25 protein-coding genes are annotated in these 20,480 nt (G+C 64.7%); 13 read left to right on the forward strand and 12 right to left on the reverse strand.

Features of this window, described 5'->3' with window-relative positions:
• The 5 genes from WFM69_RS16665 to WFM69_RS16685 form a co-directional block, all read left to right on the forward strand.
• The coding region (locus tag WFM69_RS16665; RefSeq protein ID WP_337006679.1) for a transporter substrate-binding domain-containing protein at positions 1–422 on the forward strand (422 nt) is incomplete at its 5' end.
• A gap of 53 nt (positions 423–475) precedes the next feature.
• Positions 476–1,270 carry an amino acid ABC transporter permease gene (locus WFM69_RS16670; RefSeq protein WP_137772155.1) on the forward strand — a complete coding sequence of 265 codons (795 nt, stop codon included), beginning with the start codon at positions 476–478 and terminating at the stop codon, positions 1,268–1,270.
• Positions 1,267–2,037, forward strand: coding sequence for an amino acid ABC transporter ATP-binding protein (locus tag WFM69_RS16675; RefSeq protein ID WP_137772156.1), 771 nt, complete (start codon positions 1,267–1,269; stop codon positions 2,035–2,037). The genes WFM69_RS16670 and WFM69_RS16675 overlap by 4 nt, the downstream gene beginning before the upstream one ends.
• Entirely contained in the window at positions 2,037–3,068 is a 1,032-nt protein-coding gene (locus tag WFM69_RS16680; RefSeq protein WP_137772157.1) for a Gfo/Idh/MocA family protein, read from the forward strand. The genes WFM69_RS16675 and WFM69_RS16680 overlap by 1 nt, the downstream gene beginning before the upstream one ends.
• A gap of 25 nt (positions 3,069–3,093) precedes the next feature.
• Positions 3,094–4,269, forward strand: coding sequence for an NAD(P)/FAD-dependent oxidoreductase (locus WFM69_RS16685; RefSeq protein WP_137772158.1), 1,176 nt, complete (start codon positions 3,094–3,096; stop codon positions 4,267–4,269).
• Between the two features lie 651 nt (positions 4,270–4,920).
• Here the strand turns inward: WFM69_RS16685 and WFM69_RS16690 are convergent.
• Genes WFM69_RS16690 through WFM69_RS16705 form a run of 4 tightly spaced genes read right to left on the reverse strand, consistent with a single transcriptional unit; the run spans position 4,921 to position 8,063 of the window.
• Positions 4,921–5,202, reverse strand: coding sequence for a hypothetical protein (locus tag WFM69_RS16690; protein ID WP_337006685.1), 282 nt, complete (start codon positions 5,200–5,202; stop codon positions 4,921–4,923).
• Positions 5,203–5,247: 45 nt separating this feature from the next.
• Positions 5,248–7,368 carry a heavy metal translocating P-type ATPase gene (locus tag WFM69_RS16695; RefSeq protein WP_271986247.1) on the reverse strand — a complete coding sequence of 707 codons (2,121 nt, stop codon included), beginning with the start codon at positions 7,366–7,368 and terminating at the stop codon, positions 5,248–5,250.
• Positions 7,369–7,422: 54 nt separating this feature from the next.
• The gene (locus WFM69_RS16700; protein WP_129172371.1) at positions 7,423–7,749 is read right to left on the reverse strand and encodes a heavy-metal-associated domain-containing protein; all 327 of its coding nucleotides are present in this window, start codon (positions 7,747–7,749) and stop codon (positions 7,423–7,425) included.
• Between the two features lie 32 nt (positions 7,750–7,781).
• Positions 7,782–8,063 (reverse strand): metal-sensitive transcriptional regulator, encoded by a 282-nt coding sequence (locus WFM69_RS16705; protein ID WP_167255901.1) that lies wholly within the window; start codon positions 8,061–8,063, stop codon positions 7,782–7,784.
• 216 nt (positions 8,064–8,279) lie between these two features.
• Here WFM69_RS16705 and WFM69_RS16710 point away from each other — a divergent pair, with 216 nt between their 5' ends.
• Positions 8,280–8,609 carry a DUF7882 family protein gene (locus WFM69_RS16710; RefSeq protein ID WP_045264356.1) on the forward strand — a complete coding sequence of 110 codons (330 nt, stop codon included), beginning with the start codon at positions 8,280–8,282 and terminating at the stop codon, positions 8,607–8,609.
• On the opposite strand, the gene WFM69_RS16715 is transcribed toward WFM69_RS16710, so the two are convergent.
• The 5 genes from WFM69_RS16715 to WFM69_RS16735 form a co-directional block, all read right to left on the reverse strand.
• Complete coding sequence (locus tag WFM69_RS16715; protein ID WP_127481599.1) at positions 8,606–8,881, reverse strand: hypothetical protein; 276 nt, start codon at positions 8,879–8,881, stop codon at positions 8,606–8,608. The genes WFM69_RS16710 and WFM69_RS16715 overlap by 4 nt on opposite strands.
• A 54-nt stretch (positions 8,882–8,935) precedes the next feature.
• Positions 8,936–9,274 carry a DUF7882 family protein gene (locus WFM69_RS16720; RefSeq protein WP_127481600.1) on the reverse strand — a complete coding sequence of 113 codons (339 nt, stop codon included), beginning with the start codon at positions 9,272–9,274 and terminating at the stop codon, positions 8,936–8,938.
• Positions 9,275–9,574: 300 nt separating this feature from the next.
• The gene (locus WFM69_RS16725) at positions 9,575–9,751 is read right to left on the reverse strand and encodes a CsbD family protein (RefSeq protein WP_082066565.1); all 177 of its coding nucleotides are present in this window, start codon (positions 9,749–9,751) and stop codon (positions 9,575–9,577) included.
• A 37-nt stretch (positions 9,752–9,788) separates the two neighbouring features.
• Positions 9,789–10,550, reverse strand: coding sequence for a DUF2382 domain-containing protein (locus tag WFM69_RS16730; protein ID WP_127481601.1), 762 nt, complete (start codon positions 10,548–10,550; stop codon positions 9,789–9,791).
• 75 nt (positions 10,551–10,625) lie between these two features.
• Positions 10,626–11,288: a hypothetical protein gene (locus WFM69_RS16735; protein ID WP_206516654.1), complete on the reverse strand. Its 663-nt coding sequence runs from the start codon at positions 11,286–11,288 to the stop codon at positions 10,626–10,628.
• A 214-nt stretch (positions 11,289–11,502) separates the two neighbouring features.
• On the opposite strand from WFM69_RS16735, the gene WFM69_RS16740 reads away from it, so the two are divergent.
• From WFM69_RS16740 to WFM69_RS16755, 4 genes are all read left to right on the forward strand, one after another.
• Entirely contained in the window at positions 11,503–12,210 is a 708-nt protein-coding gene (locus tag WFM69_RS16740; RefSeq protein ID WP_127481602.1) for a hypothetical protein, read from the forward strand.
• Positions 12,188–12,601 (forward strand): phage holin family protein, encoded by a 414-nt coding sequence (locus tag WFM69_RS16745; RefSeq protein ID WP_046746438.1) that lies wholly within the window; start codon positions 12,188–12,190, stop codon positions 12,599–12,601. The genes WFM69_RS16740 and WFM69_RS16745 overlap by 23 nt, the downstream gene beginning before the upstream one ends.
• Positions 12,598–13,161, forward strand: a complete 564-nt coding sequence (locus tag WFM69_RS16750; RefSeq protein WP_058631421.1) for a DUF3618 domain-containing protein — start codon at positions 12,598–12,600, stop codon at positions 13,159–13,161. The genes WFM69_RS16745 and WFM69_RS16750 overlap by 4 nt, the downstream gene beginning before the upstream one ends.
• Positions 13,162–13,223: 62 nt before the next feature.
• Positions 13,224–14,321, forward strand: coding sequence for a YihY/virulence factor BrkB family protein (locus WFM69_RS16755; RefSeq protein WP_127481603.1), 1,098 nt, complete (start codon positions 13,224–13,226; stop codon positions 14,319–14,321).
• 32 nt (positions 14,322–14,353) lie between these two features.
• Here the strand turns inward: WFM69_RS16755 and WFM69_RS16760 are convergent, their stop codons facing one another.
• Positions 14,354–15,070, reverse strand: a complete 717-nt coding sequence (locus WFM69_RS16760; protein ID WP_127481604.1) for a TetR/AcrR family transcriptional regulator C-terminal domain-containing protein — start codon at positions 15,068–15,070, stop codon at positions 14,354–14,356.
• Between the two features lie 799 nt (positions 15,071–15,869).
• Between WFM69_RS16760 and WFM69_RS16765 the strand changes: the two genes are divergently transcribed.
• The gene (locus tag WFM69_RS16765) at positions 15,870–16,466 is read left to right on the forward strand and encodes a recombinase family protein (protein ID WP_337006695.1); all 597 of its coding nucleotides are present in this window, start codon (positions 15,870–15,872) and stop codon (positions 16,464–16,466) included.
• Between the two features lie 127 nt (positions 16,467–16,593).
• Here WFM69_RS16765 and WFM69_RS16770 read toward each other — a convergent pair whose 3' ends face one another.
• Together WFM69_RS16770 and WFM69_RS16775 are read right to left on the reverse strand one after the other, a co-directional pair.
• On the reverse strand, positions 16,594–17,115 hold the full coding sequence (locus WFM69_RS16770; protein WP_337006697.1) for a hypothetical protein: 522 nt from the start codon (positions 17,113–17,115) through the stop codon (positions 16,594–16,596).
• A 49-nt stretch (positions 17,116–17,164) separates the two neighbouring features.
• A complete protein-coding gene (locus tag WFM69_RS16775) occupies positions 17,165–17,689 on the reverse strand; it encodes a hypothetical protein (RefSeq protein WP_337006699.1) in 525 nt (174 codons plus the stop codon).
• Between the two features lie 101 nt (positions 17,690–17,790).
• Here WFM69_RS16775 and WFM69_RS16780 point away from each other — a divergent pair, with 101 nt between their 5' ends.
• Both WFM69_RS16780 and WFM69_RS16785 read left to right on the forward strand, forming a co-directional pair.
• Positions 17,791–19,437, forward strand: a complete 1,647-nt coding sequence (locus WFM69_RS16780; RefSeq protein WP_337006701.1) for an HsdM family class I SAM-dependent methyltransferase — start codon at positions 17,791–17,793, stop codon at positions 19,435–19,437.
• Positions 19,430–20,455, forward strand: a complete 1,026-nt coding sequence (locus tag WFM69_RS16785; protein ID WP_337006703.1) for a hypothetical protein — start codon at positions 19,430–19,432, stop codon at positions 20,453–20,455. The genes WFM69_RS16780 and WFM69_RS16785 overlap by 8 nt, the downstream gene beginning before the upstream one ends.
• The last annotated feature ends 25 nt before the right edge of the window (positions 20,456–20,480 follow it).

A 20,480-nucleotide genomic window follows, 5' to 3' on the forward strand; every position in this document is an offset into this window, starting at 1 on the left:
CCGACGAGGACAGCCTGGCTGGCAAGCGTCTCGGCGTCGTGCAGGGCACTCTGCAGGAGGCGTACGCGGTGAAGAACTTCACCGACACCGAGCTCGTGCGCTTCCCCGACAACAACTCCGCGATCTCCGCCGTCAACAGCGGCTCGGTCGACGCGCACTTCCTCGACTTCGAGGCGGCGAAGGAGTACGCCGAGCAGTACGGCCTCAAGAACGCCATCGACATCCCGTCGTTCGACGCCCCGGCCGGCTTCGCGATCGCCAAGGGCAAGGACGAGTTCAAGAAGGCCCTGGACGACGCCCTGCACGAGGCGATGGAGGACGGCACGTGGAAGGAGCTCTACGAGAAGTGGTTCCCCGGCTCCCCGATGCCCGACCAGTACCTCCCCAGCGCAGAGCAGGGCGAGGGCGACGACGGCGAGTAGTCGCCCCCAACGGATGCGGGGCTTCGGCCCCGCATCCTGACTAGGAGATCCTCATGGACTGGCTCGACAAGATCATCAAGACGTTCCTCGACTTCGACGCGATGCTGCAGGTCATGCCGCAGCTGCTCGGAACAGGCCTCGTCAACACGCTCATCATCTCGCTCGCGGCCACGGTGCTCGGCATCGTGATCGGCATGATCCTCGCGGTCATGGGCGTCTCCCGCACCGCCTGGTTGCGGGTTCCCGCCCGCATCTACACCGACATCTTCCGCGGCCTCCCCGCGATCCTCACCATCCTGCTCATCGGCCAGGGCTTCGCGGCACTGAGTCGGCAGGTCTTCGGCCCGTCTCCCTACCCGCTCGGGATCCTCGCGCTGAGCCTGATCGCCGGTGCCTACATCGGCGAGATCTTCCGCGCCGGCATCCAGAGCGTCGAACGCGGCCAGCTCGAGGCGTGCCGCGCTCTCGGGATGACGTACGGCAGCGCGATGCGGCTCGTGGTCGTGCCGCAGGGCATCCGCCGCGTGCTGCCGGCGCTGGTCAACCAGTTCATCGCGATCGTGAAGGACTCGAGCCTGGTGTACTTCCTGGGTCTGCTGGTGAGTGAGCGTGAGCTCTTCCGCGTCGGGCAGGATGCTGCAGTCCTCACCGGAAACCTGTCGCCGCTGGTGATGGCCGGCGTCTTCTATCTCGTGATCACGGTGCCGCTGACCCACCTCGTCAACTACTTCGACAACCGCTTCCGCACGGGTCGTCGCAAGGCGTCCCCGCCCAAGAGCGGCCTCGAAGAGGTCGCCGAACAGCAGCCCCCGCTCAGCCCGGTCTACACCCGAGGAGAGAACACATGACCTACACCTCGCCCCTCCCCGTGACCGACGGCCACTTCTACGAGGGCTCCCGTCTGCAGATCGAGAACCTCGAGATGGCGTACGGCGACATCGACGTGATCCGCGACGTCTCGATCACCGTCGAACCCGGCACCACGACGTGCATCATCGGCCCCTCGGGCTCGGGCAAGTCCACGCTGCTTCGCGGGGTGAACCGTCTGCACGAGCCGAAGGGCGGCCGTGTGCTGCTGGCCGACGACGATGCGCTCGCGCTGAAGCCCGACGTGCTGCGCCGCCGCGCGGGTCTCGTCTTCCAGCACTTCAACCTCTTCCCCGATCACACCGCGCTCGAGAACGTGGCGCTGGCGCTGCGCAACGTGAAGCGCAAGTCGAAGGGCGAGGCCGAGCGTATCGCCCTCGCCCGACTCACCGAGGTGGGTCTCGCGGAGCGCGCCGATCACCGACCGCGCGACCTCTCGGGTGGGCAGCAGCAGCGCGTCGCCATCGCCAGGGCGCTCGCCATGGAACCGGAACTGATGCTCTTCGACGAGGCCACCAGCGCGCTCGACCCCGAGCTCGTGAAGGGTGTGCTGAATCTGATGGCCGAGCTGGCGCAGCGCGGAATGACCATGCTCGTCGTCACACACGAGATGGGCTTCGCCCGCAAGGTCGCCGACCAGGTCGTGTTCATGGACGAGGGCCGTGTGGTCGAGGCCGGAACACCCGAGGAGATCTTCGACGCCCCGAAGAGCGACCGGCTGCGGCTGTTCCTCTCCGAGGTGCTCTAATGGCGATCCACACCGCGATCATCGGCTTCGGCACGGCAGGGCGGATCTTCCACGCACCGTTCCTCGCGGCGAGCGCGGAGTTCGAGATCGACGTGATCGTCACCGCCGACCCGGATCGGGCGGCGCAGGCTCGGCGGCAGCACCCGCAGGCGCGGGTGCTGCCTGACGCCGACTCGCTGTGGACGGATGCCGCCGATATCGACCTCGTCGTCGTCGCCTCCCCGAGCGGCACGCATGCCGCCCTCGCGGAGGCGGCTCTGCGGGCGGGATGCCACGTCGTCGTAGACAAGCCCTTCGTGGCCGATGCCGCGCAGGGTGAGGCACTCATCGCTCTCGCCGCCTCCGAGGGACTGAGGCTCACCGTCTTCCAGAACCGGCGGTGGGACGGCGACTTCCTCACACTCCGAGAGCTGGTGCGATCCGGACGGCTGGGAGAGATCCGGCGTTTCGAGTCGCGGTTCACCTGGTGGCAGCCGCAGGCTCCGCAGGGGTGGAAGGCCGATGCCCCGGCATCCGAGGCCGGCGGCATCCTGTTCGACCTGGGCCCGCATCTGATCGACCAGGCCCTGCAGCTGTTCGGTCCCGTGCGCGATGTGTACGCCGAGATCGATCGCCGGCGCGAGGGGGTGGCCGCTGACGACGATGTCTTCCTCGCCCTGGAACACGAGAACGGGGTCCGCTCGCACCTCTGGATGAGCGCTGTGGCTCCCACTCCGGGGCCGCGATTCCGGGTACTCGGGTCCGAGGCGGCGTACACGTCGTGCGGGCTGGACGGACAGGAGCCCGCGATGATCTCGGGTGCGCGCCCCGGCGACCCCGGATTCGGTGAAACGCCGGAAGCCGCATGGGGAACCCTCGACGCCGGCGAGCACAGCGAACGGATTCCGAGCGTTCGCGGCGACTATGGGGCGTTCTACGCCGGAGTCGCATCCGCGATCAACGACGGCGCGGCCGTTCCGGTCGATCCGACGGATGCCGTGGCCGGGCTGCGCGTGATCGCGGCCGCGCACGCGGCCGCACAACAGAAGTAACGACAGAAGAGAAGTAAGGAAGAACATGTCTGTAACTGGATCCGAGAAGATCGTCGTCATCGGCGGCGGCATCCTCGGCGCATCGACCACGGCGCACCTCGCGCGGGCCGGCGCCGACGTCACCCTCGTCACCCGCGGCGCGCTGGCCGACGGCGCATCGGGCCGTTCCATCGCGTGGCTGAACTCCTCGGGCGACCGCTCGACGGAGTACCACTACCTGCGCCTGCTCGGCATCGACCGCTACCGCACCTGGAGCGCAACCCGACCCGACAGCAGCGCCTACCTGCGATTCGACGGGGCGCTGAAGTGGGCGGGTCCGGGTGAGAGCTTCCGCTCGACGTTCGACTTCGAGCGGGCCGGCGGGTACGACGCCGTGTGGATGGACCGGGCTGACGTCGCACGCCACGCGCCGGATGTGAACGCCGATGCGGTGGCCGACGAGGGCGCGATCTTCAACCCCGGCGAGGGATGGGTGAACCTGCCGCACGTGATCGCCGCGTTCGTGGACGAGGCGCGGAACGACGGAGCGACGATCATCGAGAATGCCGGCGAGGCACGCGTCGAGGTTCACGACGACGCGGTCGTCGGTGTCGTGCTCGAGGACGGAAGCCGCATAGCCGCCGACCGCGTGGTGCTCGCGACCGGACCCAGCGTGCCGGGGCAGCTCGCCGAACTGGGCGTGGTGGTGCCCGATGCGTCACCTGCGGCGTTCGTGCTCTTCACCGAGCCGGTGGACTTCGAGGTGCGCACGGTGCTGAACACGCCGCGGGTCGCCGTGCGTCCGACACCGGATCGCCGGCTCGTGCTCGATGCGGGCTGGGCCGAGGAGTCGGTCATCGTCGGCGACGACGGCTCGATCACGGTGCCTGAGGAGTCGGTCCAGGGCCTGCTCGACGAGGCGTCGAAGGTGCTCACGGGAGCGCCGACGCTGGTCGCCGGGCACGTCGGCGCCGGGTGGAAGCCGATTCCCGGAGACGGTGATCCGGTCGCCGGTGCCGTCCCCGGCATCCGCGGTCTCTTCACCCTGTTCACTCACTCCGGTGCGACTCTTGGGTTGATCCTCGGGGAGCTCATGGCTGAACAGGTGCTCACTGGCATGGCGTCGCCTGTGCTGTCGGCCTTCCAAGTCGACCGCTTCGACGAGCAGGAGTTGCCTGCTGAGGTCGGTACCGACGCCTGGGCACCGGTCGCGCCGCACTAAGAGCGGCGCGGGGCACAAATCAGGGCGACTATCGCTGGGTTGCAGGAGGTAACTGCTCCCCGGTCGTTGGCAAGCTCATGACTTGCGTTCGATCTCCGGCGATGTAGTGATTCCTCAATGGGCCACACCACCAGGTTTTGGCACCGTCGTCTCCATCGATAGCCGCAAGTTTCGCTTGCCTCCGGTCGCGACACGATTCGCGGACGTGCGTCCAAGCTGTCCCCGACGAAGATGCGATCCTCAACCCGGGGGAGGGGGTGGGGCTATTTGCCACACCTAATCCAAGGGCCTGCGGCGGAGGCGGCCGCGGGCGGCCCCCGTTCGCGGCGTGCGCCTTGCAAACGGAAAGCAACCGACGCGTCTCGGCTTGTGCTCGCGACAGGTGCTGGGGCTCCCGCACAGCTGGGTGTGCTCGGTATCGTCGTGCCGGATGTGACCGTTCCGGCCTGCATAGTCGTCACGGACCCGCTCCCTGTCCCCATCCGTACCGTGCTGAACACGCTGCGCGTCGCCACCCGCCCGATGCTTGACGGAGGCATGTCGCTCGTCGCGGGGTGGGTACGAGCGATCAATCGTCATCGGCATGGACGGTGCGCTCGTGGTGCCGAGGGAAAGCATCGCCGGGACTGCTCGCCAAGGCATCGGAGGTGCTCAGGCAGGTCCACTCGATAGGACACCGATCGAGATAGTGCAGGAATCGGTCGGCGATTCGAAGATGTCATGGCGACCACCGTGCACCCAGATGCCCTGTTCTTCTTCCTCTGGTATCAGCCCGTCATGAGCCTGATGTGTCGCTATCGCGGAGAAACGTCGCGACGGCATTGAGTGTGCGCGAATGATGCCCACGGCGACCGCGATGACGGCCAAGACGGTGTGAGTGAGCGTGCGCGGTCCCCGCACCTGTTGTGCGACGTTGATCAGCGACATACTCACCTCCCGTTCCTATCAGCCTACGTCCGTCGTCCCGACTGTTTCTTGCTACTTGCTGGCCACTGCGTCGGGGCGCAGGTCCAGCCGGCGCAGCAGCTGCGCGTTGAGCGCGACGACGATGGTCGACAACGACATCAGCACGGCACCCACGGACATCGGGAGCACGAAACCGATGGGGGCGAGTACGCCTGCTGCGAGCGGGACGGAGAGGAGGTTGTAGCCGGCGGCCCACCAGAGGTTCTGCTTCATCTTCCGGTAGCTGGCTCGGGACAGTTCGATCACCGAGAGCACCGACCGGGGGTCGTCGCTGGCGAGGATGACGCCGGCGGAGGCGATCGCGACATCCGTTCCCGCACCGATGGCGATACCGACATCCGCCTGCGCGAGCGCAGGCGCATCGTTCACACCGTCTCCGACCATCGCGACCTTCCGGCCTTCGCCTTGCAGCTCTTTGACCTTCGAGGCCTTGTCCTCCGGTCGCACCCCGGCGAAGTAACGATCGATGCCCAGCTCGCCCGCCACGGAGGCGGCGACCGCATCGGCATCACCGGTGATCATGACCACCTGCACACCGCGCTCATGGAGGGCCTCGACTGCGTGACGCGACTCGGAGCGGATCTCGTCTGCCAGGCGTAGAGCGCCCGCAACCTTGCCGTCGACGAGGACGTGGAGGATGATCGCACCCTCATTGCGCCACTCGTCGGCAACCGGCAGCTCGTGGGCGTTCTCCTGCTCGAGCATGTACGGTCCACCGACTTGCACAACGTGTCCATCGACACGCGCACGAACTCCGACAGCCGGGGACGACTCGAAGTCAGAGGACGCGGGAACGGTGAGGTTCTTCTCCTTGGCCGCGTTCACGATCGCGCGGGCGAGGGGGTGCTCGGAGTCCGCTTCCGCGGCCGCAGCCCACGCCAGCAACTGGTCGGAATCGGTGCCGGAGACGGGGTCGATCGCGGTAACGGCGGGGGTGCCCTTAGTGAGGGTGCCGGTCTTGTCGAACAGGACCGTGTCGACGGTACGCATGCTCTCCAGCGCGAGACGATCCTTGATCAGCACACCCCCACGGGCGGCGCGCTCCGTCGCGATCGACACAACCAGTGGGATCGCCAAGCCGAGAGCGTGCGGGCAGGCGATCACGAGCACGGTGATCGTGCGGATCACCGCGGCGTCGGGCTGGCCGACGACCGTCCACACGATCGCGGTGATCGCGGCAGCGCCGAGCGCGAACCAGAACAACCACCCCGCCGCCTTATCCGCGAGCCGTTGCGCCCGCGACGACGAACTCTGCGCCTCGGTCACCAGCTTCTGAATCCCCGCCAGAGCAGTGTCCTCACCGATCGCAGTGATCTCCACCCGCACACCAGAATCGGTCGCGACCGTGCCGGCGATCACCTGATCGCCGTCGCTACGGCGCACCGGCCGGGACTCGCCAGTGATCATCGACTCGTCCATGCTCGCCGAGCCCTGCACGATCCGCCCGTCCGCGGGGACCCGCCCGCCGGGGCGCACCACCACGACATCCCCCACCAGCAAGTCAGCAGGCGCGACAGTGGTTGTCGTGTCGCCCTCTACCTTCTCCGCCTCATCGGGCAGCAGAGCGGCAAGGGAATCCAGTGCCGAGGTGGTCTGCGCGAGAGAGCGCATCTCGATCCAGTGACCAAGCAGCATGATCACGATCAGCAGGGCCAGCTCCCACCAGAAATCCAACTCGTGGTGCAACAGGCCCAGACTCGCACCCCATGACGCGAGGAACGCCACCGTGATCGCGAGGGCGATCAGCAGCATCATCCCGGGCTTACGGGCGCGAAGCTCACTCACCGCGCCGGTGAGGAACGGGGCACCGCCCCACACATACATGACGGTTCCGAGAACCGGGGAGATCCACCCGACCCAGGCGGTGTCTGGCAGTGGGTATCCGAGCAGCATCGAGAACATCATCGAGAACCCGACAACCGGGACCGCGAGGATCAGCATGATCCAGAACAACCGCCGGAACTGGCCCACATGATCACCGTGGCCACCATGTCCGCCGTGACCACCATGGCCGCTATGTTCTGGCGAAGTGTCGTGATCGTGGCTCATCGCCGCGTGGTCATGCTCCGTTGTCGGCGCGCTGCCGTGGTTCTCGTGCGCGGCGTGATGGCTATGTTCGTCGTGCTGGCTCATCGGAACTCCTTGCTCGGATGCGCCCGGTCGAGCCGGGTGCAGACAGTTAGCGACTCAGGCCTGGCTGGTCGCGAGGGTATAGCCGGCCTCTTCGACCGCAGCCCTCACAGCAGCAGGATCGACCGGTGCTGCGCTGTGGATGGTCACGCGGGAGATGCCGCCGGCGTTCAAGTCGACGTCGACGGACTCGACACCGTCCACAGCCGTCAGTTCGTCACTGACGCTCGACACGCAATGCGAGCACGTCATACCCGCAACCAAAACCTCTTCCGAGGAAGACGAGGCCGCAGTGGGTGTGGATGCCTCGGTGTTCGATGGAACGGCACAGCACGCGCAGCCAGCGTTCTCGTCCTTCAGGCCAAGTTCAATGCGATCAGTCATCGTGTGCTCCTTCAAGTAGACAGACGTGGCGGTTATGAACGGACCAGGCGGGCAATGGCTTCGTTAGCCTCGCGGACCTTCTCTGCCGCGACTTCGCCGCCCTCAGCGCTGGCCTCGGCGACGCAATGACTCAGATGATCGCTCAGCAGCGACAACGCCACCGCTTCGAGCGCTTTCGTCGCTGCAGAAACCTGCGTGAGGATGTCGATGCAGTACTTGTCTTCGTCGACCATCCGTGCGATCCCTCGCACCTGACCCTCGACGCGACTCAACCGCTTACGCAGATCAGCCTTGTTGTCGGTGTACCCGTTCATGATTAAAACATACCCCCTGGGGGTATCCAACTCAAGGCCAGTCGTGTGCATTCCCGCGTGACTGGTAGCTCTAGCGGTGCGAGTCCGACGAGAACTCGTGCGCCTGCCGTAAACGATCGTTTCCGGCGCGGGCATGACCGGAGGGCGCGGGTCCTGCCGTTAGCAGCAGCCGAAACTAGATCTTAGGGGTGGGTCCGGGTCGCTAGGGTGGTTCTCATGGCCAGTCTTGTGTACGGGGATGGCGTGGATCCGATTCATATTGAGGATCGGGCGCTCGCGCATCTGAAGATCGTTATTGCGACGAAGTTGCGTCGTAATGAGAGCTTCACGTTGTCGTGGAAGCATCCCGAGGGTGATCCGGGTGGGCGTTCGACGATCTGGATTCATCCGTCGATTCCGCTGCGGTTCACTTTCGATGAAGTTGAGCCGCCGCCGATCAGTCTCAGGTGGGTCGAGCAGCTAATGCACACCGCGAATTCGTCGGGCGGGATCACGCTCGTCGACGAAGTGCTGGATGCCCCTGAGATCGAAGCTGCTGCAGACTAGAGCAGATCCCAGCTGCCGGACAGGCCGAGTGTCAACACTGCCTGGTCGGAATCCAGTGTCACTTCTTCCTCGGTGATGATCACGTGACTGGAGGGCGTGACCAGGGAACGGACGAGTCGATCTCCTGCATCTTTGAAGCGCACGATTCTTCCTGTGCTGGCGGCGGCCACTTCTAGGTCGTCGCACAGCTGTTCCGCGTCCTGTGTCGGGGAGAGGACGAAACTTGCCCCGTCGATGGTGACAAGCGTCTGAAGTGCGGTGCGCTCGCTCATCCGACCAGGGTAGGAGCCGGGTGGGTGGGATCCTAAGGGGCTTGCGTGAACAGGTCAGGCTGATGCATTATCCAGATCGCGTTCGAGGCGAGTGCCCCCGGCGGGTTCGGGGGTGAGGTACAGGCCCGTGGGCGAGCTGGCGGTGAAGGCGAGAGCGTCGACCCACGCCCGATTGATTGCCGGTTGCCGGCTGCCGAAGTATTTGTACACCAGTGAACTCCCGGCATGGACCCACACGGTTGTCCGTCCACCGCCCGTACTGGCATCTTCTTTCCATGTGAACGCGAAGGGCTCACCGCGGCGGAGCTTTGCCGAGATGACGAGCTGTAGATGGCTGAGTGCCCGATCTTCGATGTCGACCTTCAGTCCGCCTTCGTAGATGAACTTTCCCATGCCGTGCACTCCTCGGTCTTATCGCCACGGACCATGCCAGCAGGGGGAATGAAGGGATCGTCGTGACGTGAAACTTCATTGTCTCACCGATCCTTGGCGGCCTGCCTCCGCGTCTGACCGTGACGTTCATCGACGGGCAGGTGTGCTTCGGTGCGCCATCAACCGTGACATTCCTGGCGCCCGGATACGCGTCAGATCTGCATTCGAATCGGAACCGCGAGCATCCGGTACGGAGCACTCGCAGAGAAGTATCCGGTGCCCGCGGGGGCGTGGGCACCGGATACGAGGGAGCGAGATTTGTTAGTTGTCGGACAGAGCGTCCTTGACGTTCTCGCCAGCCTTCTTCGCGCTGGCCTTGGCCTGGTCGGCGTGACCGTCGGCTGTGGTCGACTTGTCGTTGGTTGCTTTGCCGACAGATTCCTTGGCTTTGCCTTTCAGATCTTCGGCAGTGTTCTTGATGTCATCTCCGATACCCATCGGATTCTCCTTTCAGCGGGCTGACAACGGGGAGTTGTCAGCGGTCGGTGGGGGTGTCGCCCTCGAGCTCGATCTCTTCCTTGCGGACCTCTGCGCTGACCTGCTCAGTGTCGGTCTTGGTTTCTGTGCCGATGCGGACACGCTCGACCGGGACCGTTTCCTTTTCGACCACGGGGCGCTCCTCCGTGAGGACGACCTCGTGCTCTTCCTCGCTGATGTCCGGACCATCTAGCGCGTCGCCGACGTTCGCCTCCGTGATGGGTTCACGCTCGAGACGAACCTCTTCGTGGCTGACGGGGACCGTGACAGTCTCCTCCTCGGTGACCACGTACTTGCGGAGGCGGGCTCGACCGGTCTCGACGCGCTCCGTGCCGACGTGCAGCTGTTCCTCGGACCGCGTCATCGCGTCGTCGGTCGTCGGACCGGAGGTGTCGTATCCGTCGGTCGATGCCACATCCCGGTCCGCGGGTGCGTTGTCGACGGGAGCGGCGCCGGTTCCGTAGTAGGTGTACAGCTCGTCCTGTTCGTTGTCGGTGAGGTCGGTGCCATCATCGATGCGAGGTGCGTCTTTGACGAAGTCTTTCCCGTACGGGACTCGAAGATCTCCGTCGACGGCGTCGGCCTGGTCCAGGGGCACGAACGATTCCGAGGTTCCGAACAAGCCCGTAGCTACGGTGGCCCAGTTCGGTCGACCGCTGGTGGGGTCAACGAAGATCTGGCCGACCTTTCCAATCTTGTTGCCGTCAAAGTCAGTGACGGTGGCTCCGATGAGGCTGGCGATGTTCTGTTCGCTGATCATGAGTGGTGCCCTTCGTTTCTGTCGTGCGGTGGATGGTTGGGGAATGTGTTGCGTCGGGAGCGTTGATCGCGAGGGTTAGCGGCCGAGTCCCACACGGTCGACCCTGCGGTGGTATCGCATCCCCGCCAGGCCTCCGAGGATCGCTCCGATCAGGGCAACAATGGCGGCGCCGACCGCGGTGAGGATGCCGGTGAGGGTGGCAGTCTCCGGGGTCACGGGAATCCGCGGGAAGCTCTGCAGGTTCGCGAGAATGTCCCACTGGGAACCGGCTATCGCGGTGACGATGGCGAGAATGATCGCGATCACGATCGCCCACAGCCACACCGCGATGCCCTGTTTGGCTCCACTGAATCGGGCCATTCGTCCGGCGACATAGCCTCCGGCGAAATAGGCGATGAGCAGGACGAGTCCGATCGCAATGGCGCTGATGATGCCGGTCGCGCCGACGTTCTCTGTCGCGGCGTCCGCGGCCTCTTCCGGGGTGGTGCCGTTGCCGAGCCCGATAGCGGCGCCGATCGCGGCGACCAGCGCGGTCAAGAGCACGGTGGTGCCCATCGCGGTCAGCCACCCGAAGAACGCAGAGCCGAACTTGAACCCGCCAAATTCTGCTTTCTCACGCTCGTGGACATCGGTGCGGAGAGTGTGATCCGCATCGACGGGAACCGCAGCGTGGGGGGAGTCTCTGTCGTACACGGGTGCTCCCGGCTCCCGGGGCTCAGGGGAATCGTTGCTGTTCATACGGCGAAAGTAAGCCGAAGGAACAGAGTGTAGGAGGTGGTTGTCTCGATGGCTTGAGGCGCGTACTGTATGCGAACTTACAAAGTAAGTCTGTGTCTGATCCCGGACTAGATACACCGTAAGTCTGCTCGGAACAAGGGTCCTGGCGAAGAAGGGGGAGTAGGTCTAAAACGGGTTCCACCGACTGTTCGGTCGGTCCGCGAGAGGAGCACTAATGTCGGACAACTATGAGACGACCAGCCCGAGCGGCTCGGGCGTGAACACCCCCGGTTCTTCGGGCAAGGTGGACGCTGCCAAGCAGGAAGCCGCCGACCTGAAAGACACGGCGGCGACGCAGGCGAAGGACGTTCTTGGCACGGCCAAGGATGAGGCTGCGACCGTCGTAGGGGAGGCGAAGACGCAGGCGAAGGATCTGTACGCGCAGACCCAGCGGGAGTTGTCGGAGCAGGCACACACCCAGCAGCAGCGTCTGGCCGGCGGCCTTCGCTCTGTGAGCAACGAGCTCGGCTCCATGGCCACCAACTCGGAAGGCAGTGGCGTCGCCAGCGATCTGGTCCAGCAGGTGTCGGGCCGTTTGTCTGCTGCCGCGACCTGGCTCGGCGACCGGGACCCTGGTTCCGTGCTCACGGAGGTCAAGCGCTACGCGCGTCGTAAGCCCGGCACCTTCATCCTCGCCGCAGCGATCGGCGGCATCGTTGTGGGACGCCTCACCCGCGCTCTCGCCGCGAACGCCTCCGACGAGAAGGACGCCGCCCCAACGCCTGCTCCCGCGCCGGCACCTCGACAGGTCCACCCAGACCCGTCCGTGCCCGTCCCGGTGGGCAACGACACGGGCACCGGGACACCCCTCTACTCGCAGGCGGACGCAAGCCGTCCGGACATTCTGGGGGAGGACGGCTATGACCGACCCCACACCGTCTGAAGCGAAGGCCGCATCGACCTCGATCGGAGATCTGCTCGGAGAAGTGTCCCGTGACATTTCGACGCTGATGCGCCAGGAGGTCGCCCTCGCTAAAGCAGAGTTGAAGGACTCGGCCACGAAGTCCGCCAAGGGTGCGGGCCTGATGGGTGCAGCCGGCTACGGCGCACTGATGGCGGTGTTCTTCCTGTCCGTCGCGCTGTGGTGGGCTCTGGGAACGCTGATGGGCGGCGGCTGGTCCGGCGTTGTCGTCGCGGTCCTGTGGGCAGTCATCGCCCTGATCCTGTTCCTGGTCGGGCGCAGCCAGATCAAGCAAGTGAAGGGCGTCCCGCAGACCGTGGACACCCTCAAAGAGATCCCCGAAACGCTGAAGAGAAATGAGGAGAACCGATGAGCGATTCACCCGACGAGATCCGTGCCGACATCGAGCGGACCCGCCAAGACCTCGGCATGGACGTTGACGCCCTGGCCGACAAGGTCTCCCCGTCGAAGATCGTGGACCGACAGCTCGGCAAGGTGCGCGGTGCGTTCACCTCCGTGCGCGAGCGCGTGATGGGCGCCGCGGACGACGCCGGCTCATCACTGTCGGATGCGGGCTCTCACGCGGGAGAGCTGAAGGACCGGGCGGTCGCGAAAGCGGAAGGGAACCCGCTCGCTGTCGGACTGATCGCCTTCGGCGCCGGCCTGCTCGCGGCGTCGCTCATCCCCGCATCATCGAAGGAAAAGGACCTCGCCGCTACCGTGAAGGAGCAGGCACAGCCTCTCGTTGACGAGGTCACCGATGCGGCGAAGGAAGTCGGCGAGCATCTGAAGGAGCCGTTGCAGGCGTCCGTCGAATCCGTGAAGGCGTCCGCCCAGGACTCCGTCGCCACAGTCAAGGACGAAGCCCAAGGCGCGGTCGGCGACGTGAAAGACCAGGCTCAGCACGCTCGCGAGAACATCTCCGACAGCTGACCCCGCACGAATCGGGCGGGCCCGTCACACGACGGGCCCGCCCCTTCACGAAGGAACCTGCAATGACCAGCACAGCCCCCTCCACCCCGCGCAACGCCCCAGATCCCGAAGCATCAGGCAAGCCCGATTCCCCAGACGATCTGCACAAGAGGTCCTGGAAGTACGTGTTGCGCAAGACGATCCGCGAGTTCTCCTCGGACCAGTGCACGGACATCGCTGCGTCGCTGACGTACTACGCGGTGCTGTCGCTCTTCCCTGGCCTGATTGCGATCTTCTCGCTGCTGGGTGTCTTTGGGCAGGGAAAAGCCGCCAGCGATGCGGTGCTGGGAATCATCGAGCAGGTCGCTCCCGGCGACACGGTTGACACGATCCGCGGGCCGATCGAGCAGATCGCGGAATCCCCCGGTGCCGGATTTGCCCTCGTCACCGGCATCCTGCTGGCCATCTGGTCAGCATCCGGGTACGTGGGAGCGTTCAGCCGTGCGATGAACCGGATCTACGAGATCGAAGAGGGCCGGCCGTTCTGGAAGCTGAAGCCCGCCCAGCTGCTGGTCACCGTCATCACCATAGTGCTGCTCGTGATCGCCGCGATCATTCTTGTCGTCTCCGGCTCGGTCACCAAGGCGATCGGCGACGCACTCGGCATCGGCGACGTACCCCAGACGATCTGGTCCATCGCCAAGTGGCCGTTGCTCATATTCATCGTGGTGTTGGTCGTCGCGATCCTCTACTACGCCACCCCAAACGCGAAGCAGCCGAAATTCCGGTGGATCAGCATGGGCGCCCTGCTGGCAATCATTGTGCTCGCCTTCGCCACCGCAGCCTTCGGGTTCTACGTCGGCAACTTCTCCAACTACGACCGCACCTACGGCTCCCTCGCGGGAATCATCATCTTCCTGCTCTGGCTGTGGATCGCCAACCTCGCCCTGCTGTTCGGGGCAGAGTTCGACGCTGAGCTCGAGCGCGGCCGCCAACTGCAGGCCGGCATCGCAGCGGAGGAGGACATCCAGCTCCCGCCACGCGACACGCGCAAGAGCGACAAGGCCGCCGCAAAGGAGCAGGAGGATGTCGAGAAGGGCCGAGAGATCCGACAGAACGTGGACCCGGACGATGACACAGCCGAGGACACCACCACTCGAGGAACGCCTCGGAAACGCTGACGTCTGCCCGGCCTTGGGCGCTCACGTCATGTCTATTGGGTCAGCTCTCGGGCGAGACGGTCGAGGAGTACTTCTAGCGATACCTCGAACTCTTCGTCGGAGCGATCCTCGCTCAGAAGAGCCCGTAGCCGCAGGACCTCCGGCGCGTCCTGCAAGCTGATGCTGCCGTCGCGCTCGGGAATATCCGCGCCTCCTTCGTCCAGCGGTTCTTCCACCGGGCCCGTCTCAGCCCCCCGGACCGCGGACTCCAGCAAGAGTTGACCCAGTAGGAAACTACTGAAGGCACGGTACGCATCCACCGCTTGAGCGTCGGTGAACCCATGCCCCAAGAGGGCGCTGAGGAACGTGTTCACCACCTCGACGCTACGAAGCGGCGGGCGCAGCCAAGGGGCCGCGGGATGACGGGTCGCCACCAACGGAAACGCCTGCGGATGATCGATCGCGATCTGACGCACCTTATGTGCGACATCCTGCAGAAAGCCTTGCCAATGCTCTGTCAACTCGTCATCCAGGTCCGATGTCAACTGGCCGAGGAGCAGGGCGATCACACCCTCGAGTAGATCCTCACGCCCGTGCACGTACCGGTAGAGAGACATCGCCTCCACGCCCAACTCCTGAGCGAGCGAACGCATCGAGAGCCCCTGCGCACCTGAGCGATCAATCTGGTCCAGAGCAGTCTCGATAATGAGTTCGCGGCTCAGGCGGCCAGCCGATGACCCTCTGGACTCCCGGCTGGATTCCTTTGACATGACGTGCCATCCCTCCCACCGGTCAAAGCACGCACGCTATCCGTGAATGCGGATAGGACCGACCGATGTATGCCCACGGTAGACCCGCTTACGTTGTAAGCAGGGCTACCGACCCCCGCGCTGTCCGAGACTCGCCGCGCGACTCCGACCACTAGACGGGTTGAGCTCGATTGGCGGACCAGAGAGAGTGCTTCGGTCGTAGGCGATAGTCGGGAGCGTCAGTTGTCCCCGTCGGCGGCTTCGTCTTCTTCTGGGTTAAAGTGCGAAGGCGAGTCGGAGAGGCCTGCGGCTACCCCGTCGGGGTTCGTGGGGATGGTGTTGTCTTCCCCCAGGCCCCCGGGCTTGACTGTCCCATCGGAATCGTTGGTCGGAACATCGGTGTCGGAGTGCTCACGGCTCGAAGCATTGCTATCGTTCGTCATCGGCTTCTGCTTTCACTATGTCCTGTACTGCAAGAGACGGCAAGAATACCTCCTGCGACACGTTAGTTAGCACCCCACTGCCTATGAACCCAGGTCACGGTCGACCGAGGTTGGGAATTTCGCCACGCCTCAGCGTCAAGACGGTCTCACGACGCCGCGACTCAAGTCGGACGCTAGCGTCGACTGCTGCGCATGACCAGGTATCGGGACTAGGCCCGCGATGCTCCGGCCGTCGGGATAGTTGCCGACCGAAAACGATCGTTTACGGCGGGCTCGTCGACGAGCCCGCCTAGGTGCACGACACGCCGTGAAACGATCCGCCGAAACCCCCTGCCGAAACCTAACCGCGCCGGAACATCGGCAGTACCGTTTTCGGCATGGCACATGAAGTCGGATACGCCCGCGTCTCGAAGCGAGAACAGAACCCCGAGGCGCAGGAAGCCGAGCTACGCGCCGCCGGCTGCGAACGAGTGTTCGTCGACCACGGCGAATCCAGCCGCGTCACCGACCGACCGCAGTGGCTCGCCTGCCTCGACTACCTCCGACCGGGGGACACCCTCAAAGTCCGACGCCTCGACCGTCTCGCCGGCAGTGAGCGAATCCTGATTGAAACGCTGCAGGATCTCGACACTCGTGAGGTCAACATCATCAGTCTCACCGAGCCGATGATCGACACGACGACCCCGATGGGCCGAGCCCTCTTCGGCATTGTCGCCGTATTCGCGCAGCTCCGGGTTGACACGATCCGAGACAACACACAGCGCGGCCTCGACTACGCCCGAAGCCAAGGTCGCGTCGGCGGCCGCCCGAGCGTGATGACGCTCGAGCGGATCGCGACCGCGGAGCGGATGCGGGCCGAGCATCAGAGCTGGGAGAGCATCGGCCGCGTACTCGGAGTCGGAGCCACCAGCGTGCGTCGGGCCCTCAGCGCAGAGCGCACGGAGATCCTGGCAGTCGAAGATCCTCGCAGCTAACGCTGCCTGGACTATGCGATCAGCAACGATGCGAAGGTGCACTCGAAAAGTTGAAGTTGCCATTGGCTTGCAGCCTGTCGGGCACAGGCTTGACGGGTGCGCTAGCGTCGCGCGGTCCCGCGGTTCGTCACGCGGCCAAATCCTCCTGCAGGCCTTCAAGCAGGCGCATGATCGGTCCCGGCTCGTCCACCTTGTGTGGCTCGACGCCGAGGGCGGATATGGACACCTCACCGTCGAGTCCCCGATAGTGGGCCGTGACTGTCAGCAGGCCCGGCCAGCCATAGGATGCCGAACCTCCAGTGTCGATGCGCATTCCGGCGGAGACGTCGAGCGCTTCGAGGCTTTGGCGCGAGAGGATGCGCGTCTGCACATCCGTGTCGTCCTGTAGGGCGTCCGCGACGTCGACCACGATCACACGACTCCCTGTGTACAGCACTATCTGGGCCTGATGGTCCGGCTTCGCTGCGTCGTACGTGGTCTGCGAGTACAGGACCGTCGTGTCGCCCAAGATCAGGGAGAGCGTGCTCAGCAGCTGCCCGTACCAGTTCGCGTAGCGCTCGCCCTTCACGGGGACGTCCTCGAACGCACCATTCCGTACCGCGTAGTCGAGATCATTAGAGATCCGCCCGAGGCGTTCGTCAATCTTCATCGTGCACGTCCTTTCGTGTGATCGGAAGCGTACGCGGCGGTCCAGACACTCAGCTCTCGGGCCACCGGCCGTTATCGTCCAGATTCGAGCCGAGCGGGGTCCGCCACTCCACTCGCCAGTTCACGATGGGGATGTGACCGGTACCGACGAACCGGTCGGGCAGCTGGATCGATAGGCCGGTGCCTGGAGGTATCTCGTCCTCCTCTTGAGACTGCTCTTCGAGCATGGTCGCATCCGCGACCAGACGAACATCCAAGGCGACGTCCTGCCCACGGTTCCCGAGGAACCATTTCCCGGTCGCTTCGTGCCACACTGGCACCCAGCGCACGTCATGCCGTTCGGTGTCACGCGCGTCTTGCTTCCGCATGAGGTCCCGAGCATCAGCGGCGATGCTGTTCGCTTCCTCGAGCGCCAGCGCGGACGCCTTCTGCGCGGTGACGGCCTCGTCCCGCGCGATCTCCGCCTTGCCGGCGTCACGCAGCGCCGCGCGCGCCTGAACTACAGCGACAAGGGCAGCGGCACCGCTCACGAGCAGGATGCCGAAATTCACGATCAGCGCGGGGATATCCGTCATAGCGCGACCGTATCGGACCGCAACCTACCTCGGCAGAAGGGTGCGTCTTAGGCGCTGCGTCGTTCCCGGCGTGTCGGACCCTATCGGCATAGTCTGATGTCGTGCTCATCAACCCTCCGTACGCGGCAGATACCCCCGAGGTGAGGAAGGCTCGTGGAGCGTTCTTTACACCCGATGGCATCACCGCCCACCTCGCCGAATGGGCGCTCCGTCAAGCATCGGACTCGGTGCTGGAGCCATCGGCGGGAGAGGCAGCCTTCCTTATCGCCGCTGTCGAGCGGCTCCGTACCCTCGGCGCGACCGAACCACTCGTTCACGGCATCGAACTACACCGGGCGAGCGCTCAGGTCGCCCGAGATCTTATTCAGCAAGTCGGAGGCACCGCCCGCATTCGGGTCAGTGACTTCTTCCGTACTGATGCGCGTCCCCGGTTCGATGCGGTGATCGGCAACCCGCCGTTCATCCGATACCAGGACTGGACTGGCGACCAGCGCGACCGTGCTCGTTTCGCTGCCCTGCAACAGGGTGTCGCGCTAACGGGCCTTGCGTCATCGTGGGCCGCATTCGTCATCCACGCCGCGGCGTACTTGAAACCCGGCGGTCGACTCGGCATGGTGCTGCCGGCTGAACTTCTGAGTGTGAACTATGCAGCGCCGATCCGGCGCTTTCTTCTGGAACGATTCGCAACGGTCGAGCTCGTCACCTTCGAGGAACAGGTGTTTCCCGATGCGGAGGCCGACACCGTGCTCGTCAAGGCGGACGGATGGGGCGGCTCTCCAGCGGCCAAGGCCACTCTTCGCCAGACGCGCAACGCAGACACTCTTGGCGAACTGCACGAGGGCACCACCTGGACGCCGCTAGACACTGGAGACCGCTGGCACCCTCAGCCGCTGAGTCCCACCAGTATCGACGCGATCGCGCACGTCATCGGTAACGGCACCTTTGTCCCGCTGAAAGACCACGGCGAAACGAGCCTCGGGGCGGTGACGGGAGGGAACCGGTTCTTCGCGCTCTCGCCCGAACGTGTGCGCTCTCTTGGAATCCCTCAACGAGATCTCGTTCGGATCAGCCCTCCTGGGAGTAGCCATCTCCGCGGCCTCGCGCTCACCGACTCGGCAATGACTCGGCTCGGCTCGGAAGGGCACTCGACCTGGCTGCTCTACCCCTCAGCACGGCCCGCCGGCGCCACCCTGGACTACATCTCAAAAGGCGTCGACACTGGCGTTCACCAGGCTTACAAGTGCCGTGTGCGATCGCCATGGTGGCGTGTACCCCTTCTCAAGCCCGCAGATCTGCTCCTTACCTATATGAACGCCGATACCCCGCGCCTCACTACCAATGCGGCCGGGGCGCGCCACCTCAACAGCGTTCATGGCGTCTACCTTCACGACGAGATTCGCGACCTTGCTCGTGACGTGTTGCCCATCGCATCGTTGAACTCGATGACGCTACTTGGAGCGGAACTGGCTGGTCGTTCCTACGGCGGCGGCATTCTCAAGATCGAACCCCGCGAAGCAGACCGATGGTGGATGCCGTCCGCTGCGCTCCTCCAACAACACCGGGCCCAGCTGGCAGCGCTCAAACCGTCCGTGCAACGGCTCCTTCAGAACAAGAACCTTCTTGCTGCGGTCGAACTCGTTGACTCTGTCCTTCTGGATGGGAAGCTGTCGCTCCACCAGATCGATGCTGTGAGAACCGATCACGCGGATTGGATGAGACGGCGGATGGTGCGGGGGAAGAGTGGCTGAGCCAACCAAGAAGGCCCTTGCGTGGGCAATCTTCGATCGCATCGTCGCAAGCGCCGCAACGACGGAACGCTACACACGAGGACCTTGGATCGGTGATGACTACGATCCCGATTTTGAGACACTGCAGCGCCTCCTCGGCGTGCCGCTCCATCTCAAGGCCAATAGCCAAAGTGGGGTTCCTGCCCTTGCGTTGGACGTGTGGGTTGCCTACGAACTCAGACGCTCCGGTTTCAGACGCGATGCAGTATGGCCTAGGGCAGAACATCCGCGTGTGATGCCGGGACCGATATCGCGCCTGCTCCCGCAGCTCGCCAAGGGTCCCCAAGCGGATGTCCGGAAGAAGCTCACCCAGAAGACGCCGCCAGCAGGCGTTGTCGCGACATCCGCCAATATTCTCGGCGGCCTTTACGTCAAACAGGTCGACGTCGTTATGTCTGCGTGGGACACCGGGCCCGAGCTACTCATCTCTACCAAACGTATGGACTCCAGCTTCGGCAAGAACGCGGCGAACCGCATCGAGGAGTCCTTCGGTGATGCGCGAAACCTCCGCACCCGACACCCGATGGCGGCCCTCGGGTTTCTGTACGGGCTCCGATCAACGATCCTGGAGAGCGAGCCCGAAAAGGCCAAGTGGTTGATCGACCTGCTCGCCAAACTGTCGACCGGCGACAACGCATACGATGCGGCCTGCCTGCTAATGCTCGCGTATGACGTCGAGCCGCCACCCGACTCCGACGGAGGACACGGTGACGAAGAAGACGCCGCTGTGGCTGACGTCCAAGACGACTCAGTCAACACCGGCGAGGACGACGCAGCTCCCGAAGACGTCGAGGCGAGCAAACTCGACGCGGAGATCGCAGCCCTTCCCTCCGTTCGCATACTTCACGACGAGGTTCCCCCGCAGCTGCAGGTTGGGCCCTTTCTGAAGGCCATGGTCGAGGGAGTCCTCAACGCAACGCCAGTAAATATGCATACCGATGCAAGGAAACTGCGCGGCTGGGCAGCGGCCGGCGCGTAGGACTGCAGCGACTCACCGCCCAGGT

This window comes from Microbacterium sp. LB12 (genome assembly GCF_037150835.1).
GTDB lineage: Bacteria > Actinomycetota > Actinomycetes > Actinomycetales > Microbacteriaceae > Microbacterium.

Bases quoted from the DNA above. Each gene is read 5' to 3' on its own strand.
- WFM69_RS16680 (WP_137772157.1), top strand. From the start codon at position 2,037: ATGGCGATCCACACCGCGATCATCGGCTTCGGCACGGCAGGGCGGATC.
- WFM69_RS16745 (WP_046746438.1), top strand. From the start codon at position 12,188: ATGACCGACCCCACACCGTCTGAAGCGAAGGCCGCATCGACCTCGATC.
- WFM69_RS16730 (WP_127481601.1), bottom strand. From the start codon at position 10,550: ATGATCAGCGAACAGAACATCGCCAGCCTCATCGGAGCCACCGTCACT.
- WFM69_RS16700 (WP_129172371.1), bottom strand. From the start codon at position 7,749: ATGACTGATCGCATTGAACTTGGCCTGAAGGACGAGAACGCTGGCTGC.
- WFM69_RS16710 (WP_045264356.1), top strand. From the start codon at position 8,280: ATGGCCAGTCTTGTGTACGGGGATGGCGTGGATCCGATTCATATTGAG.
- WFM69_RS16755 (WP_127481603.1), top strand. From the start codon at position 13,224: ATGACCAGCACAGCCCCCTCCACCCCGCGCAACGCCCCAGATCCCGAA.
- WFM69_RS16770 (WP_337006697.1), bottom strand. From the start codon at position 17,115: ATGAAGATTGACGAACGCCTCGGGCGGATCTCTAATGATCTCGACTAC.
- WFM69_RS16725 (WP_082066565.1), bottom strand. From the start codon at position 9,751: ATGGGTATCGGAGATGACATCAAGAACACTGCCGAAGATCTGAAAGGC.
- WFM69_RS16685 (WP_137772158.1), top strand. From the start codon at position 3,094: ATGTCTGTAACTGGATCCGAGAAGATCGTCGTCATCGGCGGCGGCATC.
- WFM69_RS16735 (WP_206516654.1), bottom strand. From the start codon at position 11,288: ATGAACAGCAACGATTCCCCTGAGCCCCGGGAGCCGGGAGCACCCGTG.
- WFM69_RS16750 (WP_058631421.1), top strand. From the start codon at position 12,598: ATGAGCGATTCACCCGACGAGATCCGTGCCGACATCGAGCGGACCCGC.
- WFM69_RS16675 (WP_137772156.1), top strand. From the start codon at position 1,267: ATGACCTACACCTCGCCCCTCCCCGTGACCGACGGCCACTTCTACGAG.
- WFM69_RS16740 (WP_127481602.1), top strand. From the start codon at position 11,503: ATGTCGGACAACTATGAGACGACCAGCCCGAGCGGCTCGGGCGTGAAC.
- WFM69_RS16760 (WP_127481604.1), bottom strand. From the start codon at position 15,070: ATGTCAAAGGAATCCAGCCGGGAGTCCAGAGGGTCATCGGCTGGCCGC.
- WFM69_RS16695 (WP_271986247.1), bottom strand. From the start codon at position 7,368: ATGAGCCAGCACGACGAACATAGCCATCACGCCGCGCACGAGAACCAC.
- WFM69_RS16715 (WP_127481599.1), bottom strand. From the start codon at position 8,881: ATGAGCGAGCGCACCGCACTTCAGACGCTTGTCACCATCGACGGGGCA.
- WFM69_RS16705 (WP_167255901.1), bottom strand. From the start codon at position 8,063: ATGAACGGGTACACCGACAACAAGGCTGATCTGCGTAAGCGGTTGAGT.
- WFM69_RS16720 (WP_127481600.1), bottom strand. From the start codon at position 9,274: ATGGGAAAGTTCATCTACGAAGGCGGACTGAAGGTCGACATCGAAGAT.
- WFM69_RS16670 (WP_137772155.1), top strand. From the start codon at position 476: ATGGACTGGCTCGACAAGATCATCAAGACGTTCCTCGACTTCGACGCG.
- WFM69_RS16765 (WP_337006695.1), top strand. From the start codon at position 15,870: ATGGCACATGAAGTCGGATACGCCCGCGTCTCGAAGCGAGAACAGAAC.
- WFM69_RS16775 (WP_337006699.1), bottom strand. From the start codon at position 17,689: ATGACGGATATCCCCGCGCTGATCGTGAATTTCGGCATCCTGCTCGTG.